The following is a 24031-nucleotide window of genomic DNA, read 5'->3' on the forward strand; positions in this document are numbered from 1 at the left end:
GTTTAATAGGAGAAAAGAAATGGAAAGTATTCACAGTAAATTATCACGAGTTAGGAAGCCAAGAGTTCATATAACTTATGATGTCGAAACAGAAGGAGCTTCGATTAAAAAAGAACTGCCGTTTGTTGTAGGTGTTATGGGCGATTTTGCGGGTCATAATACAGAGGCTTTGAAGCCCTTAAAAGATCGCCGCTTTGTGCAAATAGATAGGGATAATTTTGATGATGTTTTACGTCGAATGAATCCAAAATTAAATTTTAAAGTTGATAATAAACTCGCAAATGATGGTAGCCAATTTGAAGTCGAACTTGAGTTCAAATCGATGCAGGATTTTGAACCTGCAGCGATAGTTAGACAAGTCGAACCTTTAGATAAGTTGATGGCTACTCGTAATAAGCTACGTGATCTAATGACTAAAATTGATAGGTCAGAAGAGCTTGAAAACATTCTTGAACGAGTGCTTAACAATAATGAAGACCTGCAGAAGTTAGCGCAGGAACTGAGTTTAGAGGATAAATAATATGAGCATGGAAGCGTTAGCGGAACAACACGATAATGCGCAGGTGGGAACGTCCTCTTTACTGGACATGGCCATTGGCGCAACCAAGCAAACGGAAGCTACTCGAGCCGAGGAATTAATCCGTACTTTAACGGAGGAAGCGCTTAACGGTACTGTATCTTGGAATAAAAACTTAACAGTTACCTTTAATGAAGCTATCGAAAGGCTTGATGAAGCAATTTCCAGCCAGTTATCTGCCATTATGCATACTGAGGCTTTTCAGAAGCTGGAAGGTTCTTGGCGTGGTTTGAATCATTTAGTCAGTAATTCAGATACAAGTTCAACGCTAAAAATTCGTTTAATGAGTATGACAAAAAAAGAGCTTTATAAAGATTTAAGTAAAGCTGTTGAGTTTGATCAAAGTCAAACATTCAAAAAAGTATATGAAGCTGAGTTTGGTACTCCTGGGGGTGAGCCTTATGGTGCACTAATTGGTGACTATGAGTTTACCAATCATCCTGAGGATATTGAGACATTAACCTATATGTCTAACGTCGCCGCAGCTGGTTTTTGTCCTTTCCTTTCATCTGCATCTCCAACTATGTTTGGATTTGACGAGTGGACTGAATTATCTAAACCCCGTGATTTAGAGAAGATATTCGAGTCTCTTGAATATACGAAATGGCGTTCTTTCCGTGAGAGTGAAGATTCTCGATTTGTCACGCTAACTATGCCTCGAGTATTAGGCCGTTTGCCATATGGTAATGCGACATGTCCAGTAGAAGAATTTGGTTTTGAAGAGTTTGAGTTAGACCCAGTTAAAAAGGTCGCTATAACTGCTGATCATGCAGATTATTGCTGGATGAATGCTGCTTATGTACTGGGTAGCCGTTTAACTAATGCATTCTCTCAATATAGTTTCTGTACTGCTATTCGTGGTGCCGAGGGTGGGGGAAAAGTTGAAGGTTTACCAAGTCATATCTTTATGAGTGATGACGGTGATCCAGATTTGAAGTGTCCGACTGAAATAGGGATCACGGATAGACGAGAAGCCGAATTAGGTAAACTAGGGTTTTTACCTCTATGTCATTATAAAAATACGGATTATGCAGTGTTTTTTGGTGCACAAACAGCTCAGAAACCCCATAAATATGATAGCCCAGAGGCTACGGCAAATGCGGCTATTTCAGCTCGCTTACCATACTTAATGGCAACATCACGTTTCGCTCACTACTTGAAAGTTTTAGCTAGAGATAAAATCGGTAGCTTCATGGAAGCTGAAGATGTTGAAGTCTGGTTAAATCGCTGGATCTTAAGTTATGTAAATGCTTCAGAAGGTGGCGGACAGGAAGTCAGAGCGCGTTATCCTTTAGCTGATGCGAAAGTACAAGTTAAAGAAATTCCTGGTCGTCCAGGATCATATAACGCGGTTGCATGGTTAAAGCCTTGGCTTCAACTTGAGGAATTGTCAACATCTTTACGATTAGTTGCAAAGATCCCTCAAATCGGTGGCTAGCACTCACTTGTGAGTTTGATATGGACTTAGCTTAAGTTAAGTCCTATTTTTTGTTTTTTATGTGGGAGATCATATGTTCAATGAGATTAACTTTGTCTCAGAAGACATTTTTCTATCTGAGTCAAATGATCCGATTGAAAATCGTGCCACATATTCTGATATTACGCGCAGAGGTGTACTTGCGCGTTTTTTACGAGAAGACAATCCTGCACTGGCAATAGTATATTGGCTAGAGAACGTGGAAAATATGACTAGCATAGAGATTGAACATATAGTTCCATCTCTATGTCGGTCTATTTCTGCAATTGATGAATTAATTAACACTCAGATTAATGAGATATTACATCATTCAATATTGCAAGAATTAGAAGCGAGTTGGAGAGGGGTTTTATACCTCACTGAGCAGGCTGGCATTTATGATCGCGAACAAAAGACCAAGATTAAATTGATTTCTTTATCTTGGGCTGAGCTTTCAAAGGATGTTACAAGGGCAATTGATTTTGATCAAAGTGAATTTTTTAAGCTTATATATAGCAATGAATTCGATATGCCAGGTGGTGAGCCGTTTGGCGTTATTGTTGGGGATTATAGGGTTAGTCATATTATACGCCCAGGGCATACTGTAAATGATCTTGATATTTTAAAAGATGTGACTCGAACTGCTGCAGCTGCTTTTTCTCCATTTATTTGTTCTGCTGATCCATCTTTATTTGGCGTTGATGATTTCTCCCAATTAGGACAAGTGATAGATATTGGTAATCAATTTAAACAAATCGAATATATAAAATGGCATGCTTTAAGAGAAATGGATGATTCTCGTTTTCTGGGGATTGTGCTACCTGAAGTTCTAATGAGAAGCCCGTATAAAGATGACGGTTCAAGAATTGAAAGCTTTGTTTTTAAAGAAAATTTATCCAGACCAGAAAAGGATTATCTTTGGGGAAATGCGGCTTTTGCTTTTGCTGCAGTATTATTACGAGCATATTGCGAATCCGGCTGGTTTGGTCAAATCCGTGGAGTTAAGTCGGGTAGCCATAGTTTTGGTCTTGTAAGTGGATTACCTGTATGTCAGTATGAGACTGATATATATCAAAAATCTAATAAGCCTTCTGTAAGTTTACTTGTGAGTCATCGATTTGAAGCTGAATTATCCGATAATGGATTTATTCCATTATCAGCCGTTCCATACAGTGATTTTTTTGCATTTTATAATAATGCCTCTGTTCAGCAGGCTAAAATAACAAATAAATTGGTCGTTAATGTTAATCATAGATTGTCAGCAATGCTGCAGTATATTTTATGTGTTGCGAGATTTGCCCATTATATAAAAGTGATGGGGAGAGATAAGGTCGGTGGATATCATTCGGCACAAGAGTGTGAGCAAAATATGCAAAAGTGGTTACATAAATACACTACTGCGACTGAAGATGCATCCGACGAAATTAGAGCACGATTTCCATTGCGAGCCGCAAGGATAGAGGTTAAAGAAAAACGTGGTAAGCCAGGACAGTTTTATTCAATAATTCATTTGCAACCACATTTTCAGTTGGACCAAATGGTAACGACTGTAAGGTTAGTTGCTGAGTTGTCACCAAAGCAAAATTCAATCTAAATGTAAAAGGAATAACATGAAAAAGTTAAATGATTTAATTAAGCAAGGAAAGCTAAATTTGGCTTGCGAATACTGCAAGGCGGCGCTAAGAGAGGATCCCATCAATGCTCAGCTACGTGCTATCTATGTAGAGTTGCTATGTATCAATGGAGATTTAGAGTCAGCTGATAATCAATTAGACATGATTATTCGACAACATCCTGACTTTCTATTGGGGGCAGTAAATTTAAGGCAACTGATCCGCGCAGATCAAGCACGAATAGATTTTTATCGTGGTGGAATGACTGCGAATCTCTTTCGGGAATCGGATGATATTTTTGAGAAAACAATACGTGTTAACTTAGCGATGCTTGAGAACGATATAGATGCTGCGACATCGTTAGTTTTCGAAATCGAAAATGATCGAGAGAAAGTGTTAGCAAGTGTCAATAACAGCTCTATTGATGATATTAGAGATCTAGATGATGTTTTAGCGGGTTACGTCGAAATATATGGTACTGATGGAAAGTTTTACTTAGCCAAGTTTTCTGAAATTGAGCATTTAACTGTACATAAGACTGAATCAATTATCGATAGTGTTTGGCGACGCATTGACATTTCAATTGAAAATGGTCCCAGCGGCGAAGCATTTCTTCCGTTAACGTATGTTTCAAGTGAGGATGAATCTTCTCGCTTAGGGAAAGATACTGATTGGTTGCAAAAAGGGGAGTTTGTTGCCACAGGGACAGGTCTTAAAATGTGGTTGGTTGGTGATGAAGTGCTCCCAATTACGGCGATAAGTAGTTTTGAAAAGATGACATCTTGCTCAGCTTAATCAGTTTCTTTTAATGCGATATCTTGAGATCAATTAATTGAAAATTAATAATAAGCAATCTTTACAAATGTCACTTATTGATCGGCTGATCGACGACGCTCCCGGGCAAAGTGATGATCTTCGTTCACGGCGTAACTTTGATTTACGCGCTTTGCGGTCAAATGTTAAACGTGATCTTGAAAATCTGCTCAACAGCCGAGTTCAGTGGCATGTTTGGCCTGATTGCTATCAAGAATTAAATCAAAGCTTATTGAACTATGGTCTACCTGACTTTTCAGTGATGGTTGTTGATACCGATCAAGGCCGTGAAAAGCTATGCCGAGCTGTTGAACAAACGATAAGGCGTTTTGAGCCGCGGTTTATTGATGTAGAAGTGACATTGCTCGAAAATGAAGAGGTTATAGATCGCGTGCTAAAGCTAAGAATCCAAGCGTTACTATATGCAGATCCTGAACCTGAGCATATTATGTTTGATTCAGAGATAGAACCCGTTCACTTGGGATTAACGATAAAGGATTATCAATAATGAATGATGAACTCCTGAAGTATTATAATCGTGAGCTTACTTTCATTCGTCGCATGGGTGCAGAGTTTGCTGAGCAATATCCCAAAATTGCAGGCCGTTTACGTATATCGGAAGAGAATGTAGAAGACCCGCATGTGTCACGATTGATAGAAGGCTTTTCGTTACTCACTGCTCAAATTAGGCAGAAACTAGATGATAGTTTTCCTGAAGTAACAGATGCATTATTGGGTCAGCTATATCCAGATTATCAAGCACCCATTCCTGCGTTTTCAATTCTTAAGTTGACGAGCCAGAATCTTTCTACTTCCGGAGTTCTAGTTGCTCGGGGTACTGAGTTTGAAACTAAAACTGAAGGGCTTAAAAACTGTTTATTTCAATCTTGCTATGATACGGAAGTGCTTCCTTTAGAGGTAACAAAAGCAGAGTTTAAAAATGCTCCGTTTAATGCTCCAACACCGAACTTAAAACAGCCTATTAAGGCGCTTGTTAAGCTTACACTTACTTGTGAATTTGATACGACGGAAATGCATGAGCTTGGTTTGACACGTCTGCGATTTTATTTGAATGGACAACGTCATCATGTGTATCCGCTCTATGAGCTTTTACACCGTAAAGTTATCAGTATTGGGATCTCTGCTTCTGATGAAGAAAGTATTCGTTATTTACAACCTCGGCATATACAACAAGTAGGATTTGGTGACGATGAGAGTGTAGTGCCATACAGTCAAAAAAGTTTTTCAGGCTATCGATTGCTTATTGAGCAGTTTTTATGTCCTGAAAAATTTCTATTTATAGATCTAGTTGATTTAGACCCCAATTGGCATGGGATTAAAGATGAATTTAATCTATATTTTTATCTTTCTGAAGGCGCTGCTGAATTAGAACGCCATATCAATGCCGATAGTTTTTTGCTTGGCTGCACTCCTGTAATTAACTTGTTTCAGCAGAAGCTAGAGCCTATCAAGTTAGTGTCTTCGCAGTATGAATATCGTCTTGCAGCAAGCTATTTAGATGCTGATGTGTGTGAAATTATATCAATACAGGATATTCGGGCTTATGATCCTTTTGGAAATGAAATGGTTCTGAATCCTTACTATAGTCAAGGGCATCCCGCATTCTCCCAACAGCAGAATATGTTTTGGCATAGTCGACGTGAATTTGTGAATTGGGCCGGTGGTTATTCAGAGGCTGGAACTGAAGTTTATCTGTCAATCATTGACTGTCAGTTTAAAGGTATGACAATTGATGGTACAGAACAAGACTGGGTCATTCAAGTTAATGCACTATGCAGCAATAGAAATTTGCCCTCTTATTTACCTTTTGGAGGGGGGGAGCCTCATTTTAGTATTCGTAGTCATGTAGACATTATTAAAGATGTCCGTTGTTTAATTGCTCCGACCTCACCAGTTAGACCCGCATTGAAAGAGAACACCCGCTGGCAGCTTGTAAATCACCTTACACTCATGAGTTTCAGTGGCGAAAATGCATTGTCTCAGTTACAAGAAACATTAAAGTTATATGATTTTCGGGGAGCGCCAGAGTCCAGAGCGTTGATCGATGGAATAACCGCAGTAACCATTAGCAATGGAACGGCAAGAGTTAACCAGCAAGGAAGAGTCGCGGTTTGTGCAGGCTCAGATATTCTTATTGAGTTTAGCCAATCATCCTATGCAGGAACGGGAGTGTATTTTTTTGCCGGTATTTTAGATATTTTCTTTTCGCAGTTTGCTGCGATAAATTCTTACACTCGACTCTCAATTAAATTGCGTGATCAGGCTCAGGTTTATCATACATGGCCGGCTAGAGTCGGTACTCAGGTGTTGCTATGAGTATTAGAGATTGGAAAGACTCTCCCGAGAGTTTTGACTTTTATCAAGCAGTATACTTCTTGCAAAAGCAGTTATCATCTCAAGAACTCCACTGGCATAGTGTCGGGCGAGATGCTTTTCCTGAACAGGAGTTAATTAGATTTAAATCTGTTCAGCATTTAGGTTTTCCAGGGCAAGCAATCAGCAAGGTGGAAAGCAAAGACTATGGCTTCGCAGATAAGCAAGCATTTAATATTCACGTAAGCTTTATGGGGTTGACTGGCCCTTCTGGCGTTATGCCACAGCATTATTCAGAATTAATGTTGCAAAGGTTGAAATTAAAAGATCGTACGATGCGAGATTTTTTCGATATTTTTAATCATAGACTTATATCACTTTATTATAGGGCTTGGGAAAAACATCAGTTTGCTTGTCACTATGGCAGTCAACAGTTTTCACAAGACCCATTTAGTCAGGTCGTGTTAAAACTCGTAGGCTCTGCTTCAAATCTAAACTCATATTACGCAGGTGCATTTGTTACTAAAAATAGAGGAGCAAAATTTTTAAAACAAATACTGGCAGAATTTCTTGGTGCAGAGATTGAAATAAAATCATTGCAAGGGCATTGGATTTCGTTAAATGCGTCAGAATGTAGCTATCTAGCATCTGGAGTAAAACCTGAAGGTGTCAATGCTGAGCTAGGGAAGAGCATGATGTTAGGGCAGAAAGTATGGGATGTAAGCTCCATTATTGACATTAATATTAAGGCGACCTCTGAAGTATTAAGAAAATTACTACCCAATCAATCTCTTAATTTATTAGTGCAAAAACTAGTTAAGGAGTATTTAACACCTCAAGTTAAAGCTAGGGTCACTTTAATCGGACGCTATGTTGATTTTCCTGCCGTTCGGTTAGGGGCGGGAAGTAATCAGTTGGGACAGGTTGGAAGATTAAGTATTCGAAATCATAAGTTGGAAGAAGCTAACAGAGTTGGTTTTAAATTAGCGCGTAGTTAAATAAGCAAAGGAAGCTATTATGTCAAACACCCCATTAAAGAGCCTTGTTGAAAAGCTTAGTCCATCATCAAAAATGGCACTTGAGGCTGCGACGGCAAAATGTCAGTCTCGTAGTCACTATAGTGTTGAAATTGAGCATTGGCTGGATGCCATTTTGGAACAGAAGGATTCAGATATCAGGCTTCTGTTGAATGCATTCTCTATTGATGTTGATAGGGTGAAGTATCAATTACAACAAGCATTAGAAAACTTTAAGACAGGTAACAATTCTTTACCGGCTATTTCTGTGCAAGTTGTTAACTTGTTAAAAGCAACATGGTTGAATACGAGTATTGATTTTAATGATGAGCGCATTCGGGCCGCATATTTACTCTATTCATTGTTGAAGGATGAAACTTTACTCGCGCCAATTAGTAGGCGTGTTACTGAACTCGACAAAATTGATGCTGCTGAAATACTAAGAGTCTGGCCAAGTCTGGCTCAACATTCACTTGAACAACAAGCTGAAAAAAACAGTACAAATAATACTACTGATACACCGACTTCAGCAGGTAAAACACCGTCATTAGATCAGTTTACTGTAGATCTAACAAAACAGGCTAGGACCGGAAAAATAGATCCCATAATTGGACGTGATTTTGAGATTCGACAGATGATCGATATTTTATCCCGTCGTCGTCAAAATAATCCCATTTTAACGGGTGAGGCGGGTGTTGGGAAAACAGCTGTTGTCGAGGGCTTAGCGCTTAAAATAGCAGCAGGCGATGTTCCTGATCGTCTAAAGAATGTTTCTCTGCGTGTCCTTGATCTTGCGCTATTACAGGCGGGTGCAGGCATGAAAGGGGAGTTTGAAAACCGCTTGAAAAATGTGATCAAGGAAGTTCGCCAGAGTGCTCAACCTATAATATTGTTTATCGATGAAGCGCATACAATGATAGGCAGCGGTGGCCAAGCTGGACAGAATGATGCGGCTAATCTATTAAAGCCTGCACTAGCTCGCGGTGAATTGCGTACCATTGCCGCGACAACTTGGGCCGAATATAAAAAATATTTTGAAAAAGATGCGGCGCTAACCCGTCGTTTCCAAGTTGTAAAAGTCGAAGAGCCAAAGCCTGAACTCGCAATCGTTATGTTGCGAGGGATCTTGCCTGTTATGGAAACGCATCATGGTGTTAATATTGCTGATAAAGCACTGCAGGCAGCGGTTCATTTATCAGACCGTTATATTAATGGTCGACAGTTACCGGATAAGGCTGTTGGTTTACTTGATACCGCATGCTCAAGAGTATCAATGAGTCAAGATGCGATTCCTGGTCAGCTTGAAGATCAGCAGCGCCGTGTACAGCAGCTCGAAGCAGAAATAGCACTATTACAACGCGAACTAAGGTTAGGTGCGGACCACTTTGTTGCTATTGATTTGCTTACTCATCAACTTCTCGATGCAAATAATAAGCTTGAACAAGTTCAGCAACAGTGGACATACGAAAAAAGTTTAGTCTTAGAGGCAAGAGAACTCGCGACATTACTGCATACGGAGAATGGAGAAGATAATAGTGCATCACTTCATCGACTGAATGAAATAAAGGCATTGTTATCAGCCATTCAAAATCCAATGGTTCATTGGCAGGTTACAGAGAATTTAGTCGCTGAGGTTGTCTCTGATTGGACTGGTATTCCTTTAGGAAAAATGCAGGCTGATGAAATAAAAACAATTCTGGCATTAAAGTCTATTCTAGAAGAGAGGGTTGTTGGTCAAGAGCACGCCTTAGAGCTAATCGCCCGCACGGTTCAAACATCACGCGCACAACTTGCTGACGAAAATAAACCGAATGGTATCTTCTTACTCACAGGTCCAAGTGGTGTAGGTAAAACTGAAACCGCTCTTGCTGTTGCAGAGCAAGTATATGGTAGTGAAGATAGTATCACTATTATCAATATGTCGGAGTTTAAGGAAGAACATAAAGTATCCTTATTACTCGGTTCTCCGCCGGGCTATGTTGGATACGGTGAAGGTGGTGTGTTAACCGAGGCTGTGCGCCGTAAGCCTTATAGCGTGATTCTACTCGATGAAATGGAAAAGGCTCATCCCGGTGTTCAAGATATTTTTTATCAGGTTTTTGATAAAGGAACAATAAAGGACGGGGAAGGTAGAGATATTGATTTTAAGAATACAATAATCATTATAACTTCAAATGTTGGTACTGATACGACTATGCGTTTATTTGAGGATGAATCAACATCTCCCTCGACAAATGGACTTGCTAAAGCACTTAAACCTGATCTTCTACAAGTATTTAAACCTGCATTTTTAGGTCGGATAAATGTTATTCCCTATTTGCCATTGGCAGATGAACAACTTAAGCAGATTATTTGTTTACAACTTAAACGTGTTAGTCGGAGGTTGTTGAGTAATTACAAAGTTGAATTCAATTACGATGAAGATGTTGTTAATTATATTGTCTCGCAGTGTCAAGATGCTGATAGTGGTGCAAGAACCATACATAACGTTATTCAGAATAGAATATTGCCAGAGATGTCAGTCAAGATTTTACAATTTGTTGCAGACAGCAAGTTCCTTTCAAATATCAGACTTATGGTTGATGGTAATGAGTTCAAATATGATATTTTATAAAAATATCGTATTAGTCCAAAAGTATTAATTTGAAAAAATTGATCACTATTTTTTTGGGTTGGTTATGGTAAGGTTTTGATTTGCTTGATATGTTACTGATATGGTCTATGTTTGAGTGAGTTATCAAGTATTGAGGGAAGCGCTTTTGGTAGTATAATGCACACCGACAAAAATATATCTAATAATCAAGGGATGCTTAATGTATTTGGCTTTCCTTTATTCTTTGTATTTTTGTGTACCAGGGTCATTAATACCTGAGCATATGAACGTCCAATTAAGGACAGCCGTTAATTAGTAAAAGGAATATAGAATGCAAGCTAACACATATTTGGACTACGAAGGGATTAAAGGCGAAGCAACTGCAGAAGCTTTTAAAGACATGATTACTGTTCTATCTATGGATTGGGGCTCACAACGTGAAATCTCTTCTCATACTGGTACTGCTATGGATCGTGAAGCTAGTTCAACTCGTTTGAGCGATGTTGTCATTACTAAGTTACAAGATAAAGCTTCTCCTGATTTATTCAAGGAAGCGACTATTGGTAAAGGTAAAAAGGCGATTTTTCATATCACTAAACAAGGTGATAAAATTGAAGAAATCATGAAAATTGAACTAACTGATGCAATGGTAAGTAGCTACCACATGTCAGTTTCTGGTGATCGTCCTGTAGAGACAATTGTTATTAGTTATACAGAGCTAATGATGACAGTTGTACCTACAGATGACAAAAATAACGTATCTGCACCACAAGTTTATGGTTACAGTGGCGTTAAAGGCCAAAAGTTATAAGACTAATGGTCAAACTGATGCGGTTTTGCCGCATCAGTTTTTTATTATTTTGTTTCTACCATTAAGGCTTCGATATGCAGTTGGCGACTCAGGATGAGAACAGTATCAAAATTGATACTCCGTTAGGGAAAGATAAACTTTATTTGACTCGTTTTGTGTTTGAAGAGGCAATATCGGAACTTTTTAATGTGAAGGCGCAAGTTTATACTAATGGTGAGGATATTGATTCACAGGCGTTAATTGGTAAAGAAGTGACCATAACGTTGAAATTAGGTGATGGAAAGAATCGTTTTATTCACGGTATGGTTTCTGACGTCACATCGTTAGGGCTAAGAGTCGCGAAAGAAGCCGACGATAAAGTGCATAAAGATTATGTTTTAACTATTGTTCCTGCTGCATGGTTTATGCAACATCGGGTAAATAGTCGTATTTTTAAAAAGAAAAACGTTCTTAAAATTGTAAATGAAGTCGCTGCAGAGCACGGTGTTAAGGTTGATATAGCCTCTAAGATTTCTTCATCTTATCCAGATTATGAATTTAAAGTCCAATATGAAGAGTCTGATTTGCTTTTTATAAACCGCTTGCTTGAGCAAGAAGGTATTTTTTATTATTTTACGCATACAGCTTCGCAACATACTTTAGTTTTGGCAGATAAAGCAACAGCTTATGAGCCTTGTGTTGAAAATAAAGTCAAATTTAATACAGGTAGTATTGCTGAAGCTCATATTAACCAATGGCATTCTGCTATTAATATGGCGCCAGGTAAATTTGTTCAACGTGGATATAATTTATTAAAACCCAAAGAATTACCCACTGGAACACATGATAAAGGTGGGCTATTACCTAAGCATACCGATTATGAAGTGTTTGCATATGACGCTGAATCTGACACTCATCCAAGGGGGAAGGCTGTCGCTGCATCGAGATTAGAAGCCTTGCAACGTGACATTCAATTACGCAAAGGTTCAAGTAATTGTCGAACTTTTACAGCGGGTCAAACTTTTGCTTTTAGCGAACATGAAGATAAGTCTGAAGTCGGTAAGCAATACGCGATAACCCAGGTCGTCTTAACTTGTGCAATTGTCAATCAGACTGGTGCGAGTCAAAACTCACGTCAACAAATTACCAATACTTTTATGTGTGTGCCTAAAAGTGTTCCATATCGTCCTCGTCCTATCACTGCCAAGCCGATGATCTCGGGTGTTCAAACCGCAACTGTGACTTGCAAAGGGGGGGAGGAAATTTCGGTAGATGCTTTAGGGCGCGTCACAGTTAAATTTCACTGGGATCGAAGTGCAATTAAAGATCATGAAAGTTCTTGTCCAATTAGGGTAAGCCAAAGTTGGGCAGGTAAGAATTGGGGAAGCAATTTTCTGCCCCGTCGAGATCAAGAAGTACTTGTTGAGTTTTTAAATGGTGATCCCGATCAACCGATTATTATCGGTTCAGTTTATAACTCGGATCACATGCCGCCATATAACTTGCCAGACGGAAAAACTCAAAGTGGTATCCGTACGCGTTCAAGCGAGAAAGGGAGTGCGGCTAATTTCAATGAATTGACTTTTGACGATAAAAAAGGAAATGAACTAGTCTATCTGCATGCAGAGAAAAACTTTACATTGCATGTAGAGAATGATCAGTCAGACAGTGTTGATAATGATCGAAAATCTGTCATTAAAGGTAATGATACGCACACTGTTAATAAGGATCGTAAAAGCACTATTGATGGTAGCGATACGTTAAAAGTGGGCAAGAAACTTGTTATCGATGCCGGTGACGCTATTACTATCAAAACGGGTTCGGCTTCAATTTCAATGAAAAGTGATGGTTCTATTAGCATTAAAGGCACCAATATTACGATTAAAGGCAGTAAAGTTAGTATCAACTAGTTAATTATTTGATTGATATTCAAGGAAGAAAGATAAAATGGGTAAACCTGCCTCTGTGATTGGCTCAATGCATATTTGCCCTAAGTTTACGGGACAGGTTCCCCATGTTGGTGGTCCCGTTGTTCAAGGCTCGCCAAATGTTTCCATCTGTGGTCTTCCTGCCGCTCGCAAGGGCGATAAATTGGTTTGTATCGGCCCACCTGACACGATTAGTGGTGGTTCATCTACCGTTTTTATTAATGGCAAAAATGCCGCCCGTCTGGGTGATGATACCGCGCATGGTGGTAAAATTGTGGTCGGTGTTCCAACGGTGCTTATTGGTGGTTAATCATGCTAACCGATAAGTCATTGATCGAGATCACCGCATCTCTCCTCGAACAAAGACATGTCTTAGTTCACAGCCGTTATACCAATCGACAGCTACTTATGATGCATGACCAAAAATTGATGCGTGGATTAAACGAATTGCTTAGACGCAAGGTTCACGTGACAGAGCATCGGTGGCTTGATTGGGTTTTAGATTGTTCACCAATTCCATTTGATTCAGCATTTGAGGTTAATCCTCCCCATGCTCTATGGCTAACTGAGCTAAAAATGGCATTGCATAATATGGATTATGCGGCTATTGCTGTGTCTGCTCAGAAAGACAATGCTGAGTATGCCAATTGGCTTCTTGCAAGCTATCTGCATATCCCTATCCCCAATACTGACAAATTGCTCGAGCAACATATTTCCTCTGCAATGCTATGGTATCTCGCGAGTATGGGATGTATGTCCGAAAAAGCGGCACTGAACTCCGCAATCCGGAATGCCGAGCCAAGATTGAGTGTAGAGATAAAACTTGCATTATATATGCTAGGTGACCGCACAGATGAACTCGAACTGCTTTCTTGTGCAATAGAGAATGAAATAAGTCACTGGGATTATCTTTTTGTATTGATTTGTGGCGCGCCGGAGCCATTAAAGATCCGTTTGTTAAACCTTATTTGCTCAGAAGCAAATGATAGATCTGCCAGTTTTAAGGCTATCGGCTTTAGTGGCTTGTCCAAGTTTATCCCTATGGTTTTAGCCTTAACAAAAGAGCAAGAGACTGAAAATGTCGCAATGGATGTGCTTTATACCTTAGTCGGTACTGTTGAGGCAGAGGTATTACTTTCGCAATTAGAGCTCATTGATGAAACGAGCCTCGAGCTAGTGGTTAATAAGTATCCTCCGTTAACTAAACTGCAAGTTATTGACACTACAGAGTTAAAAACGTTTTGGCAGTTAGAGTGTCAGGGACAGCGCCAGGCTGCAGCCTATCGCGCTAAAGTACACTTCCCGCAGACTCCCTTAGCCAGACCTTGTCGCTTATTGGGGGGGATATGGCATCTCCAATAACCATTTTGCAATCTGGACTTGTTATTGGTAGAGCTAAAAATAGCATCGATGGCATGATGCTAGATATGATCTCACCTGAGCCGCAAGCGTTGTCTCTTGGTGAGGATCAAGGGATATTAGTTAACTTCATATCGTCTTTAACATTCAATACTTCAGGTCAGTTATCGATTGAACAGTTCATGGCGTTATTTGACTGTTTGTTTTCCGAGCAATTGCAGTGTCCCGAGGATGAATGTGTACTACTCGTTTTACCAGAGCTTTTTAATGGTCAAGATCATTTGTTACACGCGTTATTCGCTCAGATAGCTGTGGTGTATCCCCATTTATTGACGCATAGCTTAAGCCGTATTTTCCCATATGGCAGTAGTGGCAATCTAATAGCATTAGCTGAAGCATCCCGTTTGTTATCGGTAGATGCAGTAGAGCAGGTTTGGATTATTGCCATGGATAGTTTGGCAGAAAAACAGCTTTTGTTGCAGCTTGCACAGCAGCAGCGCTTACTCACTGCCCAACACATGGGTTTATGCCCATCCGAAGGGATCGTGGGATTATGTTTAGGTCAGTCTGAGGTGGGTGTAGTCGTTAATTTTTCGGCTATGGATGCTGATGTAGAAGGTACACCGAAACAGGCGTTAACGTCTTTATTTACTCAGGTCAGTGCGGAGTCTAGTGATTCACTTCAGGCGATTTACTTTCCTGATAATGGCGATGAAACGCTCACACAGCAGTGGTTAGATGCATATCCATTACTGTCGGCCAAAATAAGTCAACATACGCAGCTGTTATTCCCCGCCTATCATACAGGGGAAATTGGTGCCGCAGGTGGTTTATATCGCTTTTTACATATATTTGAAGGATTTAAAAACGGCTTGTTATCGGGGAATATCTTACAGTGTGAGATTTCTGCCAAGGCATTTCGAGCAGCAGGATTATTTAGTTGGCGGACCTGGAATGGTTCGTTATTACAGCAAGGAAGTTAAACTAGCATGCAAGCCAAGTCGTTATCTTTAAAAGCGCGCTCAGGCGACTTAATTCTATTCAGCACGACAAAGCCCACGCGAACCTCTCTGGCCTTTAGTGATGAGCAGAGTGCTATTGCCTTTTTGCAATCGATGTTTTCCGTATCGGACTTACCTGGCGATACGATTGTGTCTGTGTATGCTTGGTTTAATCAGTCAGCCTCTTTTACAACAACGTGGAGCCAAGCTCGTGCAGGGGCGTTAAGACAAACGCTTGCAAAAGCGTTAGTGGAACAACAGCTATTTGCCGCAATTTTACCGGCGAAGCCAGTAGAGGTTCCTTCGGCACCGGCTTCGTCTAGTTCCGCTCCTACAGCGAAAGCGTCCAATCCTGGAGGGCGAGCTGAGCCGACGCAAAGTCCGTCCGAGCATGGCCAAAATGATCAACAGGGCCAAAATGCAGCAGGTCAAACGGAACCCCCCAATAAAGATAAAGTCACCTGTGGCGATCCAGTGGCTATGTGTAGTGGTGAGGAAATTCTTGCGTTAACTGATTTTAGCTTAGAAGGTGCTATGCCATTAATCTGGACTCGCACCTATCGTTCAAGCCAAAGTGCACAGAATCAAGGGTTAGGTTTTGGTTGGCGGAGTAATTTTCATCAGCATATTGATCTTATTATTGATGACGAGGCCAATTCTCAATTTTGGTTTGTCGACGAAGAAGGTCGACGCTTACCATTTGCCTTTGTTCCTCGAGGGAAAATTACCTATCAGCTTGCCGAAGGGCTCGCTCTACGACACGAATCAAATGGCAGCTTAGTGCTAGTCAAGTCTGATGATACTCATTGGGTATTTGTTCCGTGCAATGAAAAGCCGCAATGCTGGGTATTACATCAAGTGATTAATCAGCTTGGGCATACTCTGCAACTTTTCTATGATAGATATCAGAGACTTAGTCGTATCGATTATACCGCTAAGCGGGGTATTGAATTAACCTATCACGCCAATGGTAATATCAGTCGTATTGAAGCGGTTAGGCATACAGATCAAGGCTTACAACGCTTAGGGATCTTACTGGCTATCTATGAATATGATGAGGCAAACGATCTCAGAACTGCAACAAATAGAACGCAGCAAACTGAGCAATATCAGTATAATGGACACTTGCTCGTTGAACGTGAGCGTGCGAGCGGCTTTAAGCATTATTTCACTTGGTATGGTGCAGGACCGTTAGCCCGTTGTCGCCGTAACTGGGGGGATGATGGTTGTTACGATTATCACTTTGAGTACCATGAAGCAGAGCGGCTGGCCGTTAGCACAGATAGTCGAGGTCAAGTTTGGCATTATTACCATGATGCACAAAATCGATTAATCAAAAAGATCGCTCCAGATGGCGCAACTTGGCAATACCAATGGAATGCACAGGGTAAGAAAACTGCTGAAATTCAACCTTCAGGGGCTGTGACCACATTTGAATATAACCGACGCGGCCAGTTAAGCCGAGTGATAGCCGCCGACGAGGGCATTACCCAGTTTCAATATAATGCTCTAGGGCAGCGTAGCGGCGTGATTGATGCAGAAGGTCAGGAGTGGCGCCGTGAGTTTTCATCGGCGGGATTGCTCCGAGCAGAGACCGGCCCTAATGGTGCATCAGTACGTTATGAATACAATAACTTATCACAGCTTGTGAGCATTACTGATGCCTGCGGTCAACAAACTAAATTGGCGTGGGACAAGGAAGGTCAACTACTCGCTCAGCAATCGCCACAAGGGCTAACTCGCTATAGTTACGATGAATTGGGGTTAGTGAATGGCATAGTGGATGCTGCCGGACTCGTCACTGAATGGCAACGTAATAGTGCTGGGCAAGTGATTTGTCAACGCCAATACCCATTTATGGCAAATGGTCAGATACCAGAGCACGACGTAATTGAGCTTCATTATCAATATGATGATGCGGGACGATTGATTTGCCAGCGTAATTCTCTAGGACACGAGCAACGTCTCGGTTATGCCGGACTAAGCCAAGCTAGCCATTATTGGCAAGCTGATGGTAGTCACTTTGCCTACCAGTACGATAGTGAACGTAACCTTACCGCGATTCAACGCAGTGACGATGCCTGCTATCAAATTGATTACGATGGCCAAGAAAGGCCGATACAAATACAAGGTTTTGATGGTCGATCACAGCAAATTGAGTATGACGTTAATGGTAGGATCCATAAAATTCAAGAGGGTAAGCAAGGTCACGTCATTCTAGAGCGCGATACCTTAGGTCGTATTATCCAGCAAAAAGCGCACAAAGAGACTTCTACCGGACGAAATGTCAGTGAGCAACATTTTCACTACGACAAGTTAGGCCGGTTATTACGGGCAAATAATGCTCAACGTAAATTGCGTTTTGGCTATGCGAGTAGTCATTTTGGTAATAACAAAGCGTTAAAATCACACTGGCAAGACAATTGGCATATTGAACACGAATATGACAATTTTGGGCGTAAAATCGCGACATTGTTGCCTGATGGTAGCCAAATCACCTTACGTTACAACGAGCAAGGCCACGCTGCCTATGTAGGGTTTAATCAACAACCGTTATTGCAGCGTCAGTTCGATAGCGCAAGCCGTGAAACTGAACGCGAATATCACAGCGGTATATTACTCAGCCAACAATACGATGTATTTGGTCGCCTCTGCGCTCAACAGTGGCAAGGGTTAACATCTGCTCAAGAGGACTCGAATAGCCGCTTACATGAGCGTAGTTATCATTATAGCTTGCAACATCAGTGTATTAGTGTGAGCGATACATTCTGCGGTCAGTGGCAATATCAGTATGACTCGTTAGATCAGCTTGTGAGTAAACTGCACTTACAAGATCCCCGCCAGAATGAACAGCATCAATGGGATAGCTTCGGAAATCCGCAGGGGGAGAGTATTGCTGTTCAAGGCGACAGACTGCTGCAATACGATGGGCGACAGTTCCGTTATGACGACAGCGGTAATCAAGTTAGCGTGAGCGCGGCCAAGGCTTCAGTTAATGCGGCGTCAACCCCTGTATCGGCCAACCGCATGGCTCAGAAACGCGAATTTAATGGTTTAAATCAACTGAGTTGGCTAGAGAGTAGTAGCGCATGTTTTCAATACGAATACGATGCGCTAGGGCGTCGCAGTGCCAAAATCACCGCCCAAGGACGGATTGACTATTTATGGGACGGTGATGTTCTGATCGGTGAACACTATCTTGATCACTTTACTTGGTACCTCTACGAACCTAATAGCCATAAACCGATGGCGATGGTGAAAGACGGACAAGTATATCATTATCAATTAGACCAACTGGGTACCCCCATAGGACTGATTAACGCTACTAATCAACTCGTTTGGCAAGCCCACTACAGTGTGTTTGGTAAGGCCACTGTTACTATTAACGACATAAATAACCCATTGCGTTTTCAAGGGCAGTACTTTGACAGCGAAAGCGGCTTACACTACAACCACTTCCGCTACTACGACCCCGAAACAGGCCGTTTTATCAGTCAAGACCCAATAGGGTTGCTAGGGGGCATAAACCATTACCGATATGCGCCCAATCATATCAACTGGATAGATCCGTTGGGACTGAGTTGCAAGGAAGGTTTAGGAGAAGTGGCTTATGGTCCTCCACCAGAAGAACCTGGATTACAATCGGTAACATTATTACCGATAGAGTGGGCCGTAGAAGGGATCGCAGATTCCATCGAGCAACTGTCTACTATGTTGGAAACTGGGCCTACTTTGGTCGGCGCTGCTACTATGGCCGTTGCGTTGATCCCTGGAAAAGTAGCGGATAAGGTACTGGAGCCCGTGGTTAAGAAGTTGGATAATGTCGAGGTACCCAGCAATAAAGCGCTGACCGTGGCAAAAGCCAGCCTGATGAAAAAGCATAAGGTCGCCTGTTTCAAGAAGAATAGCAAAGGCTCGGATATCGAGTACGATAGACAGCTCAAAGGTCAGCAAGATGGCATCAACAAGATGTCGGTTAAGGAGTATCTGGATAATAGAGAGTCCTATAACGCTATAGGTCGTAAAGGCACGGGAGCGGCTCAGGATAAAGCCAGAAAAGATTTCAAAGAGAAGTTGATTAAAGAATATACGGACAAACTGGTAAATGAAGGTGAATATTTAGGCCAAGAAGCTCTGGATAAGGCACAAGAATTAGCTCTGAGCGATATGAAGACCCTGAATGCCTTGCATAATCCAGATATGATTGCCGGTGGTAAAGATATAGTGTTCGACCTAGGTGATGCCAGTGTCAATCAATCTATCGGTTCTCAATGGAAAAATAAAGGGGTCAATGAACTCGGTGAAAAAATGCTGCTCACACGAGTCGAACTGATGGATATTGAGGCCCAAAAAGCCTTGGATGAATTCGGACCAGATACTTTAATGGATGTCGATCTACATAGGTGTAAGTAAAATGAATAAATTTTTTGATAATTTTTATACTTTCGCAGGGTTTGGCCCAGCGATAAAATCGGAACTACCATCCGAGGCCGTTTTACGGTCTTTTGAAGATAAGCTACCGGCCAGACTGTTGGAATATTGGCAGGAATATGGTTTCTGTGGCTGGGGCGAGGGTATTTTTTGGACGGTGAATCCGGCAGATTACAGCGAAATTTTAGACTTATGGTTGGCGGGCACCCCCTTTGTCGGCAAGGATAACTACTATGTCATAGGTCGCAGTGCCTTCGGCCGTTTGTATGTCTGGGGCGAAACTTCAGGGCCAAGCCTCGATATTAACCCTTGTTATGGGATGATATTTCCAACGGATAAAACCGAAGATTTGAAGAAAAGGGGAGCAGAACGCACCATAGATTTGTTTTTTGCAACTACCTCAAAAAATAGTCTGGAAGAAGAAGATATCGAAGGCAAACCTCTATTTGAGAGGGCTATGATCAAATTAGGGCCGTTGGACGCCGATGAGATGTATGCTTTTGTGCCTGCGTTGGCCTTAGGTGGGGCGCCTAAGTTGGAAAACCTGCAAAAAGTAAAAGTTTTGGAACATCTCGCATTCTTGGCCGAATTGGGTGAGAAACAAGTGATGGCAGATATTGTTGCCCTCTCAAACGCTTTACATCGAGACAAATAGTTATTTGGCTTAAAAAGATGACACTTCCATATCCAATAATCTTTTTAAGCCAAAACGCTGGCTTGGCTGTCTAATGTATGGCTGTATAAAATACATCGCGCCCTATGGCACAAGTGAACTTCTCCTCACACTCACAGAAGTTAATTTTGGCTGCATGAACGCAGTTATTGTTACAGTGCTCGCCATCAGTTAGTTCAGTTGCATGACAGCCAAACGGGTCAGTTGGATTATGAATACAATACCTTAGATCAATTAATTCAAAAGCGTCATCACACTGAACCGAGTCAACATGAAGCTTATCGCTGGGACAGTTTCGGTAATCCTGTGGGTGAGGGCGTGGTTGTTAGCCAGGACAGATTAGCGCGTTATCCCGAACGTTCGCTAGATGAGTCACAGGCCCACTATCAATATGATGCCAGCGGTAATCAACTGGGCGTTAAAGGGCATAAGCAACAGCAGCAACGGGAATTTAACGGGTTTAATCAACTGATAAGCCTACACAATGGCCAAAATCTGACCCGTTATGAATATGATGCCTTAGGGCGCCGCAGCGCAAAAATCACCGCTGCGGGCCGCATCGATTACTTGTGGGATGGCAATCAGCTGATAGGCGAACACTGCCAAGATAGATTCACTTGGTATTTGTACGAACCGGCAGGGAATAGTAGCCAAAGCTACAGACTTTTCGCGCTCATTGTGCAAGGTGAAGTGTATTACTATCAGCTGGATCAACTCGGTACGCCGTTCGCGTTATTAGATCAACACAATAATCTCGTGTGGCAGGCGAGTTACTCGGCATTGGGCCAAGCGACAGTCAGCGTTAATGTGATTGCCAATCCGCTGCGGTTTCAGGGGCAATATTATGATGAGGAGAGTGGCTTACACTACAACCACTTCCGCTACTATGATCCGCAAACAGGCCGTTTTATCAGCCAAGATCCCATTGGACTATTGGGTGGCTTGAACCATTACCAATACGCCCCCAATCATATCAACTGGATAGATCCCTGGGGGCTGAGCTGTAAAGAAGGGGCTGCGTTAGCGGGTGTGGCGGCGTTGGCAAGACCGCTCCCTGTTCCTATTACTCCTGCAACGCCTGTTGCTTCAACTGTGGGTCGTATTGCAGTAGGTACTGCAGCGAATGACTCTATTTATGCAGTTGGCGAATCTCTTTTATCCCGTGCGCTTCCTATAGCTGGCGTGGCGCTAACGGGGCTGGCGGCACTGGTTTATAGCCCTGGACTCAGGGGCGGACTGGAGGAGATTACTGCCCCTGATGGAACTCAGTACAGTAAATACAGTGATGAAATTATCTATCACGCAGTCGGGGTTGATGGAGAAACTTGGGGTACAGCTAATCCACAAGATGACATACAATATCGGATGTGGAAAGCAAATGGTGGTGAGGGCAGCTTCGAAGATTGGCTAAGTGAAGGGAAGCCAAATGATATTGGTATAGTATCGGCCCCTAAATCAAAATCCATTATCGCAATTACCGCAGGTAGTGCATCTGATACACCTTATGGGCGAGGCAGTTGGGCAAGTGAACTCGAGAATCCTCAGGCTAATACGATATATGAGGTTACATCAATTCATGATGGACAACCAGCAACCTACACTTATGAAACCGATGATCAAGGACGTACTGTTCGTGTGACAGGTAAGCTTAGAAAGTCGAGTATTGATGATCAAAAAATACGAGATAAAAAACACCGTAGTTCCAGACAAAGCGAATACGGTGGTGATGATCCAGAGTATGATGGTGGCCATTTAATTGGTACCTTATTTCAAGGGCCTGCTGAAAAAATTAATTTGGTGCCGCAACTGAAAGAGCAGAATCGTCATGGTGAGTGGCGACAGATGGAAAAGGAATGGGCCAAAAATTTAGATAGGAATAGAGAAGTAGAAGTAGAAATACTGGTAGAGTATGAGGGTGATAGTACAACACCTAAAAGGCTTATTGCTAACTCTACAATCAACGGAGTTCGGCAGAGTCCGAAAAAATTTAAAAATTGAGGTCTATGATGTTTAAGAACATTGATAGTATTTATAATTATGTTGGCCAAGAGATGTTCAGCAGTTTGCCAGGCAAATGGGATAAAGCGTATCTGAATGTAAATATGGATAAAATTGATCGAGCAATTTCCATTGATTCTAAATATATTTCAGAAGGGGTAGAGTATTTTTTCGATCTTGATAGAAAGAGTGGTATTGTAAATTTCTCTGATTGTGATGAAGCATTTTATGATTTATATCATATCATGCAGAAAAATGAGCAAGATGTACCATGGAACAAAGCGAGATTTGAACTTACGCCCGATGGGGATTTTTCAATTGACTTTAAATACGATGAAGATTTCGCTTGGTATAAATTATTGGATATAGAGAGCCAAGAGTATGATGAACTTGATATCGATATCATAGATAAAATCAAGTCATGGGAAGGGTTGCCGAGTGACTACCAACGTTATTGGAAAAAATAGCTATAAATTTGGAAGGAGCCATAGAGTGTAGTTAATTATGGCTCACTTTCAATTGGTTCATTACTTCCTCAGAAATTTCCCATATTTGATTTTCTCGTCGAAGCTCTGGTCTGCCTTGGTCTTTATAGTTACAGTGCTCGCCATCAGTTAGTTCAGTTGCATGACAGTCAAACGGGGCTGGTGGATTATAAATACAATACCTTAGACCAATTAATTCAAAAGCGTCATCACAGTGAACCGAGTCAAAATGAAGCTTATCGCTGGGCCAGTTTCGGTAATCCTGTGGGTGAGGGCGTGGCCGTTTATCAGGAACTAATTAGCACGTTGTCACTGAGATTCGGCATTGGGGCTAGGCTAATTTTCTGTTTTGAGAATTTTATTTTTTCTTCAAAACTAAGGTCTTGTACTGTTTTTATATCAAGATCAGCGGGTGTTTTGTTGTTACATGAACTGATGAATTTGATAGGCATATCATGAAAGAAGGTTATTTCTTTAGTGTTAGTATTATGGTCGAAACCTAAAATTGTTGATGCTGTTAATATAGAGGCGTTCAGCACGATAAAGTCTTTAGTGACTTGGCTTGGATTAGAAATATTGACTTGTTCTCCCTGTTCTAGATTATCTTTGGTCCCTCCCCAGTAAAAGATATGTACATTTGGAATTTCGATCACGTAGTTGTAATCTGAAGTAAATGGGCTCGTTTCAGTCCATGCGGTTGATAATGCATAGGGTTGGCCGGATGATCTTAGAAATTGTGCATAGGCCGCTACTTTTTTATCTGCCGTAAATCCGACTTGGCGTGATATTTCTTGTTTTAGTTTACTCCATAATAATGATGTTTTTGCTGGCCAAGGTTGGTATAAGGTCATTCCACTTATTAAGCGAATACTCGGTTCAGGGAGGCTGTTCATAATTCTGTGTCAGGTTAATTTCACAGATCGATATGGTTTTCTAAGCGTCCCTCAAAATGGATTGAGAGCTG

18 protein-coding genes are annotated in these 24031 nt (G+C 41.4%); 17 read left to right on the forward strand and 1 reads right to left on the reverse strand.

What is annotated here, in order from left to right:
- Positions 1 to 19 precede the first annotated feature (19 nt).
- The 17 genes from tssB to COW15_RS16745 all read left to right on the forward strand — a co-directional run bounded on the left by tssB (position 20) and on the right by COW15_RS16745 (position 23049).
- Positions 20 to 520: a type VI secretion system contractile sheath small subunit gene (gene tssB / locus COW15_RS16665; protein WP_293633897.1), complete on the forward strand. Its 501-nt coding sequence runs from the start codon at positions 20 to 22 to the stop codon at positions 518 to 520.
- A 1-nt stretch (position 521) separates the two neighbouring features.
- The gene (gene tssC, locus COW15_RS16670; protein ID WP_293633899.1) at positions 522 to 2015 is read left to right on the forward strand and encodes a type VI secretion system contractile sheath large subunit; all 1494 of its coding nucleotides are present in this window, start codon (positions 522 to 524) and stop codon (positions 2013 to 2015) included.
- Positions 2016 to 2088: 73 nt separating this feature from the next.
- Positions 2089 to 3627: a type VI secretion system contractile sheath large subunit gene (tssC, locus tag COW15_RS16675; protein WP_293633901.1), complete on the forward strand. Its 1539-nt coding sequence runs from the start codon at positions 2089 to 2091 to the stop codon at positions 3625 to 3627.
- A 16-nt stretch (positions 3628 to 3643) separates the two neighbouring features.
- Positions 3644 to 4441: a type VI secretion system accessory protein TagJ gene (locus COW15_RS16680; RefSeq protein ID WP_293633903.1), complete on the forward strand. Its 798-nt coding sequence runs from the start codon at positions 3644 to 3646 to the stop codon at positions 4439 to 4441.
- 37 nt (positions 4442 to 4478) lie between these two features.
- Entirely contained in the window at positions 4479 to 4967 is a 489-nt protein-coding gene (gene tssE / locus COW15_RS16685) for a type VI secretion system baseplate subunit TssE (protein WP_293633905.1), read from the forward strand.
- Positions 4967 to 6796, forward strand: coding sequence for a type VI secretion system baseplate subunit TssF (gene tssF, locus COW15_RS16690; RefSeq protein WP_293633907.1), 1830 nt, complete (start codon positions 4967 to 4969; stop codon positions 6794 to 6796). Before tssE ends, tssF begins: the two co-directional genes overlap by 1 nt.
- Entirely contained in the window at positions 6793 to 7791 is a 999-nt protein-coding gene (tssG, locus tag COW15_RS16695) for a type VI secretion system baseplate subunit TssG (RefSeq protein WP_293633909.1), read from the forward strand. Before tssF ends, tssG begins: the two co-directional genes overlap by 4 nt.
- A 19-nt stretch (positions 7792 to 7810) precedes the next feature.
- Positions 7811 to 10423 (forward strand): type VI secretion system ATPase TssH, encoded by a 2613-nt coding sequence (gene tssH / locus COW15_RS16700; protein ID WP_293633911.1) that lies wholly within the window; start codon positions 7811 to 7813, stop codon positions 10421 to 10423.
- A gap of 310 nt (positions 10424 to 10733) precedes the next feature.
- Positions 10734 to 11213, forward strand: coding sequence for a type VI secretion system tube protein Hcp (locus COW15_RS16705; RefSeq protein ID WP_293633913.1), 480 nt, complete (start codon positions 10734 to 10736; stop codon positions 11211 to 11213).
- A 74-nt stretch (positions 11214 to 11287) separates the two neighbouring features.
- Positions 11288 to 13102 (forward strand): type VI secretion system tip protein TssI/VgrG, encoded by a 1815-nt coding sequence (gene tssI / locus COW15_RS16710; RefSeq protein WP_293633915.1) that lies wholly within the window; start codon positions 11288 to 11290, stop codon positions 13100 to 13102.
- A 37-nt stretch (positions 13103 to 13139) separates the two neighbouring features.
- Positions 13140 to 13430 (forward strand): PAAR domain-containing protein, encoded by a 291-nt coding sequence (locus COW15_RS16715; protein WP_113940351.1) that lies wholly within the window; start codon positions 13140 to 13142, stop codon positions 13428 to 13430.
- 2 nt (positions 13431 to 13432) lie between these two features.
- Positions 13433 to 14482 (forward strand): hypothetical protein, encoded by a 1050-nt coding sequence (locus COW15_RS16720; protein ID WP_293633919.1) that lies wholly within the window; start codon positions 13433 to 13435, stop codon positions 14480 to 14482.
- Positions 14467 to 15462 (forward strand): hypothetical protein, encoded by a 996-nt coding sequence (locus COW15_RS16725; protein ID WP_293633921.1) that lies wholly within the window; start codon positions 14467 to 14469, stop codon positions 15460 to 15462. Before COW15_RS16720 ends, COW15_RS16725 begins: the two co-directional genes overlap by 16 nt.
- Before the next feature lie 6 nt (positions 15463 to 15468).
- Positions 15469 to 19893, forward strand: a complete 4425-nt coding sequence (locus COW15_RS16730; protein ID WP_293633923.1) for a polymorphic toxin type 15 domain-containing protein — start codon at positions 15469 to 15471, stop codon at positions 19891 to 19893.
- Between the two features lies 1 nt (position 19894).
- Complete coding sequence (locus tag COW15_RS16735; RefSeq protein ID WP_293633925.1) at positions 19895 to 20566, forward strand: GAD-like domain-containing protein; 672 nt, start codon at positions 19895 to 19897, stop codon at positions 20564 to 20566.
- A 198-nt stretch (positions 20567 to 20764) separates the two neighbouring features.
- A complete protein-coding gene (locus tag COW15_RS16740; protein WP_293633927.1) occupies positions 20765 to 22582 on the forward strand; it encodes a DNA/RNA non-specific endonuclease in 1818 nt (605 codons plus the stop codon).
- 8 nt (positions 22583 to 22590) lie between these two features.
- Entirely contained in the window at positions 22591 to 23049 is a 459-nt protein-coding gene (locus COW15_RS16745) for an immunity protein YezG family protein (protein WP_293633929.1), read from the forward strand.
- Positions 23050 to 23354: 305 nt separating this feature from the next.
- On the opposite strand, the gene COW15_RS16750 is transcribed toward COW15_RS16745, so the two are convergent.
- Entirely contained in the window at positions 23355 to 23960 is a 606-nt protein-coding gene (locus tag COW15_RS16750; RefSeq protein ID WP_293633931.1) for a hypothetical protein, read from the reverse strand.
- Between the last annotated feature and the right edge of the window lie 71 nt (positions 23961 to 24031).

This window comes from Shewanella sp. CG12_big_fil_rev_8_21_14_0_65_47_15 (genome assembly GCF_002783505.1).
In the GTDB taxonomy this organism is placed as follows: domain Bacteria; phylum Pseudomonadota; class Gammaproteobacteria; order Enterobacterales; family Shewanellaceae; genus Shewanella.

Bases quoted from the DNA above. Each gene is read 5' to 3' on its own strand.
- tssC (WP_293633899.1), top strand. From the start codon at position 522: ATGAGCATGGAAGCGTTAGCGGAACAACACGATAATGCGCAGGTGGGA.
- tssC (WP_293633901.1), top strand. From the start codon at position 2,089: ATGTTCAATGAGATTAACTTTGTCTCAGAAGACATTTTTCTATCTGAG.
- tssI (WP_293633915.1), top strand. From the start codon at position 11,288: ATGCAGTTGGCGACTCAGGATGAGAACAGTATCAAAATTGATACTCCG.
- COW15_RS16745 (WP_293633929.1), top strand. From the start codon at position 22,591: ATGTTTAAGAACATTGATAGTATTTATAATTATGTTGGCCAAGAGATG.
- tssG (WP_293633909.1), top strand. From the start codon at position 6,793: ATGAGTATTAGAGATTGGAAAGACTCTCCCGAGAGTTTTGACTTTTAT.
- COW15_RS16720 (WP_293633919.1), top strand. From the start codon at position 13,433: ATGCTAACCGATAAGTCATTGATCGAGATCACCGCATCTCTCCTCGAA.
- tssH (WP_293633911.1), top strand. From the start codon at position 7,811: ATGTCAAACACCCCATTAAAGAGCCTTGTTGAAAAGCTTAGTCCATCA.
- COW15_RS16730 (WP_293633923.1), top strand. From the start codon at position 15,469: ATGCAAGCCAAGTCGTTATCTTTAAAAGCGCGCTCAGGCGACTTAATT.
- COW15_RS16725 (WP_293633921.1), top strand. From the start codon at position 14,467: ATGGCATCTCCAATAACCATTTTGCAATCTGGACTTGTTATTGGTAGA.
- tssF (WP_293633907.1), top strand. From the start codon at position 4,967: ATGAATGATGAACTCCTGAAGTATTATAATCGTGAGCTTACTTTCATT.
- COW15_RS16750 (WP_293633931.1), bottom strand. From the start codon at position 23,960: ATGAACAGCCTCCCTGAACCGAGTATTCGCTTAATAAGTGGAATGACC.
- COW15_RS16680 (WP_293633903.1), top strand. From the start codon at position 3,644: ATGAAAAAGTTAAATGATTTAATTAAGCAAGGAAAGCTAAATTTGGCT.
- COW15_RS16735 (WP_293633925.1), top strand. From the start codon at position 19,895: ATGAATAAATTTTTTGATAATTTTTATACTTTCGCAGGGTTTGGCCCA.
- tssB (WP_293633897.1), top strand. From the start codon at position 20: ATGGAAAGTATTCACAGTAAATTATCACGAGTTAGGAAGCCAAGAGTT.
- COW15_RS16705 (WP_293633913.1), top strand. From the start codon at position 10,734: ATGCAAGCTAACACATATTTGGACTACGAAGGGATTAAAGGCGAAGCA.
- COW15_RS16715 (WP_113940351.1), top strand. From the start codon at position 13,140: ATGGGTAAACCTGCCTCTGTGATTGGCTCAATGCATATTTGCCCTAAG.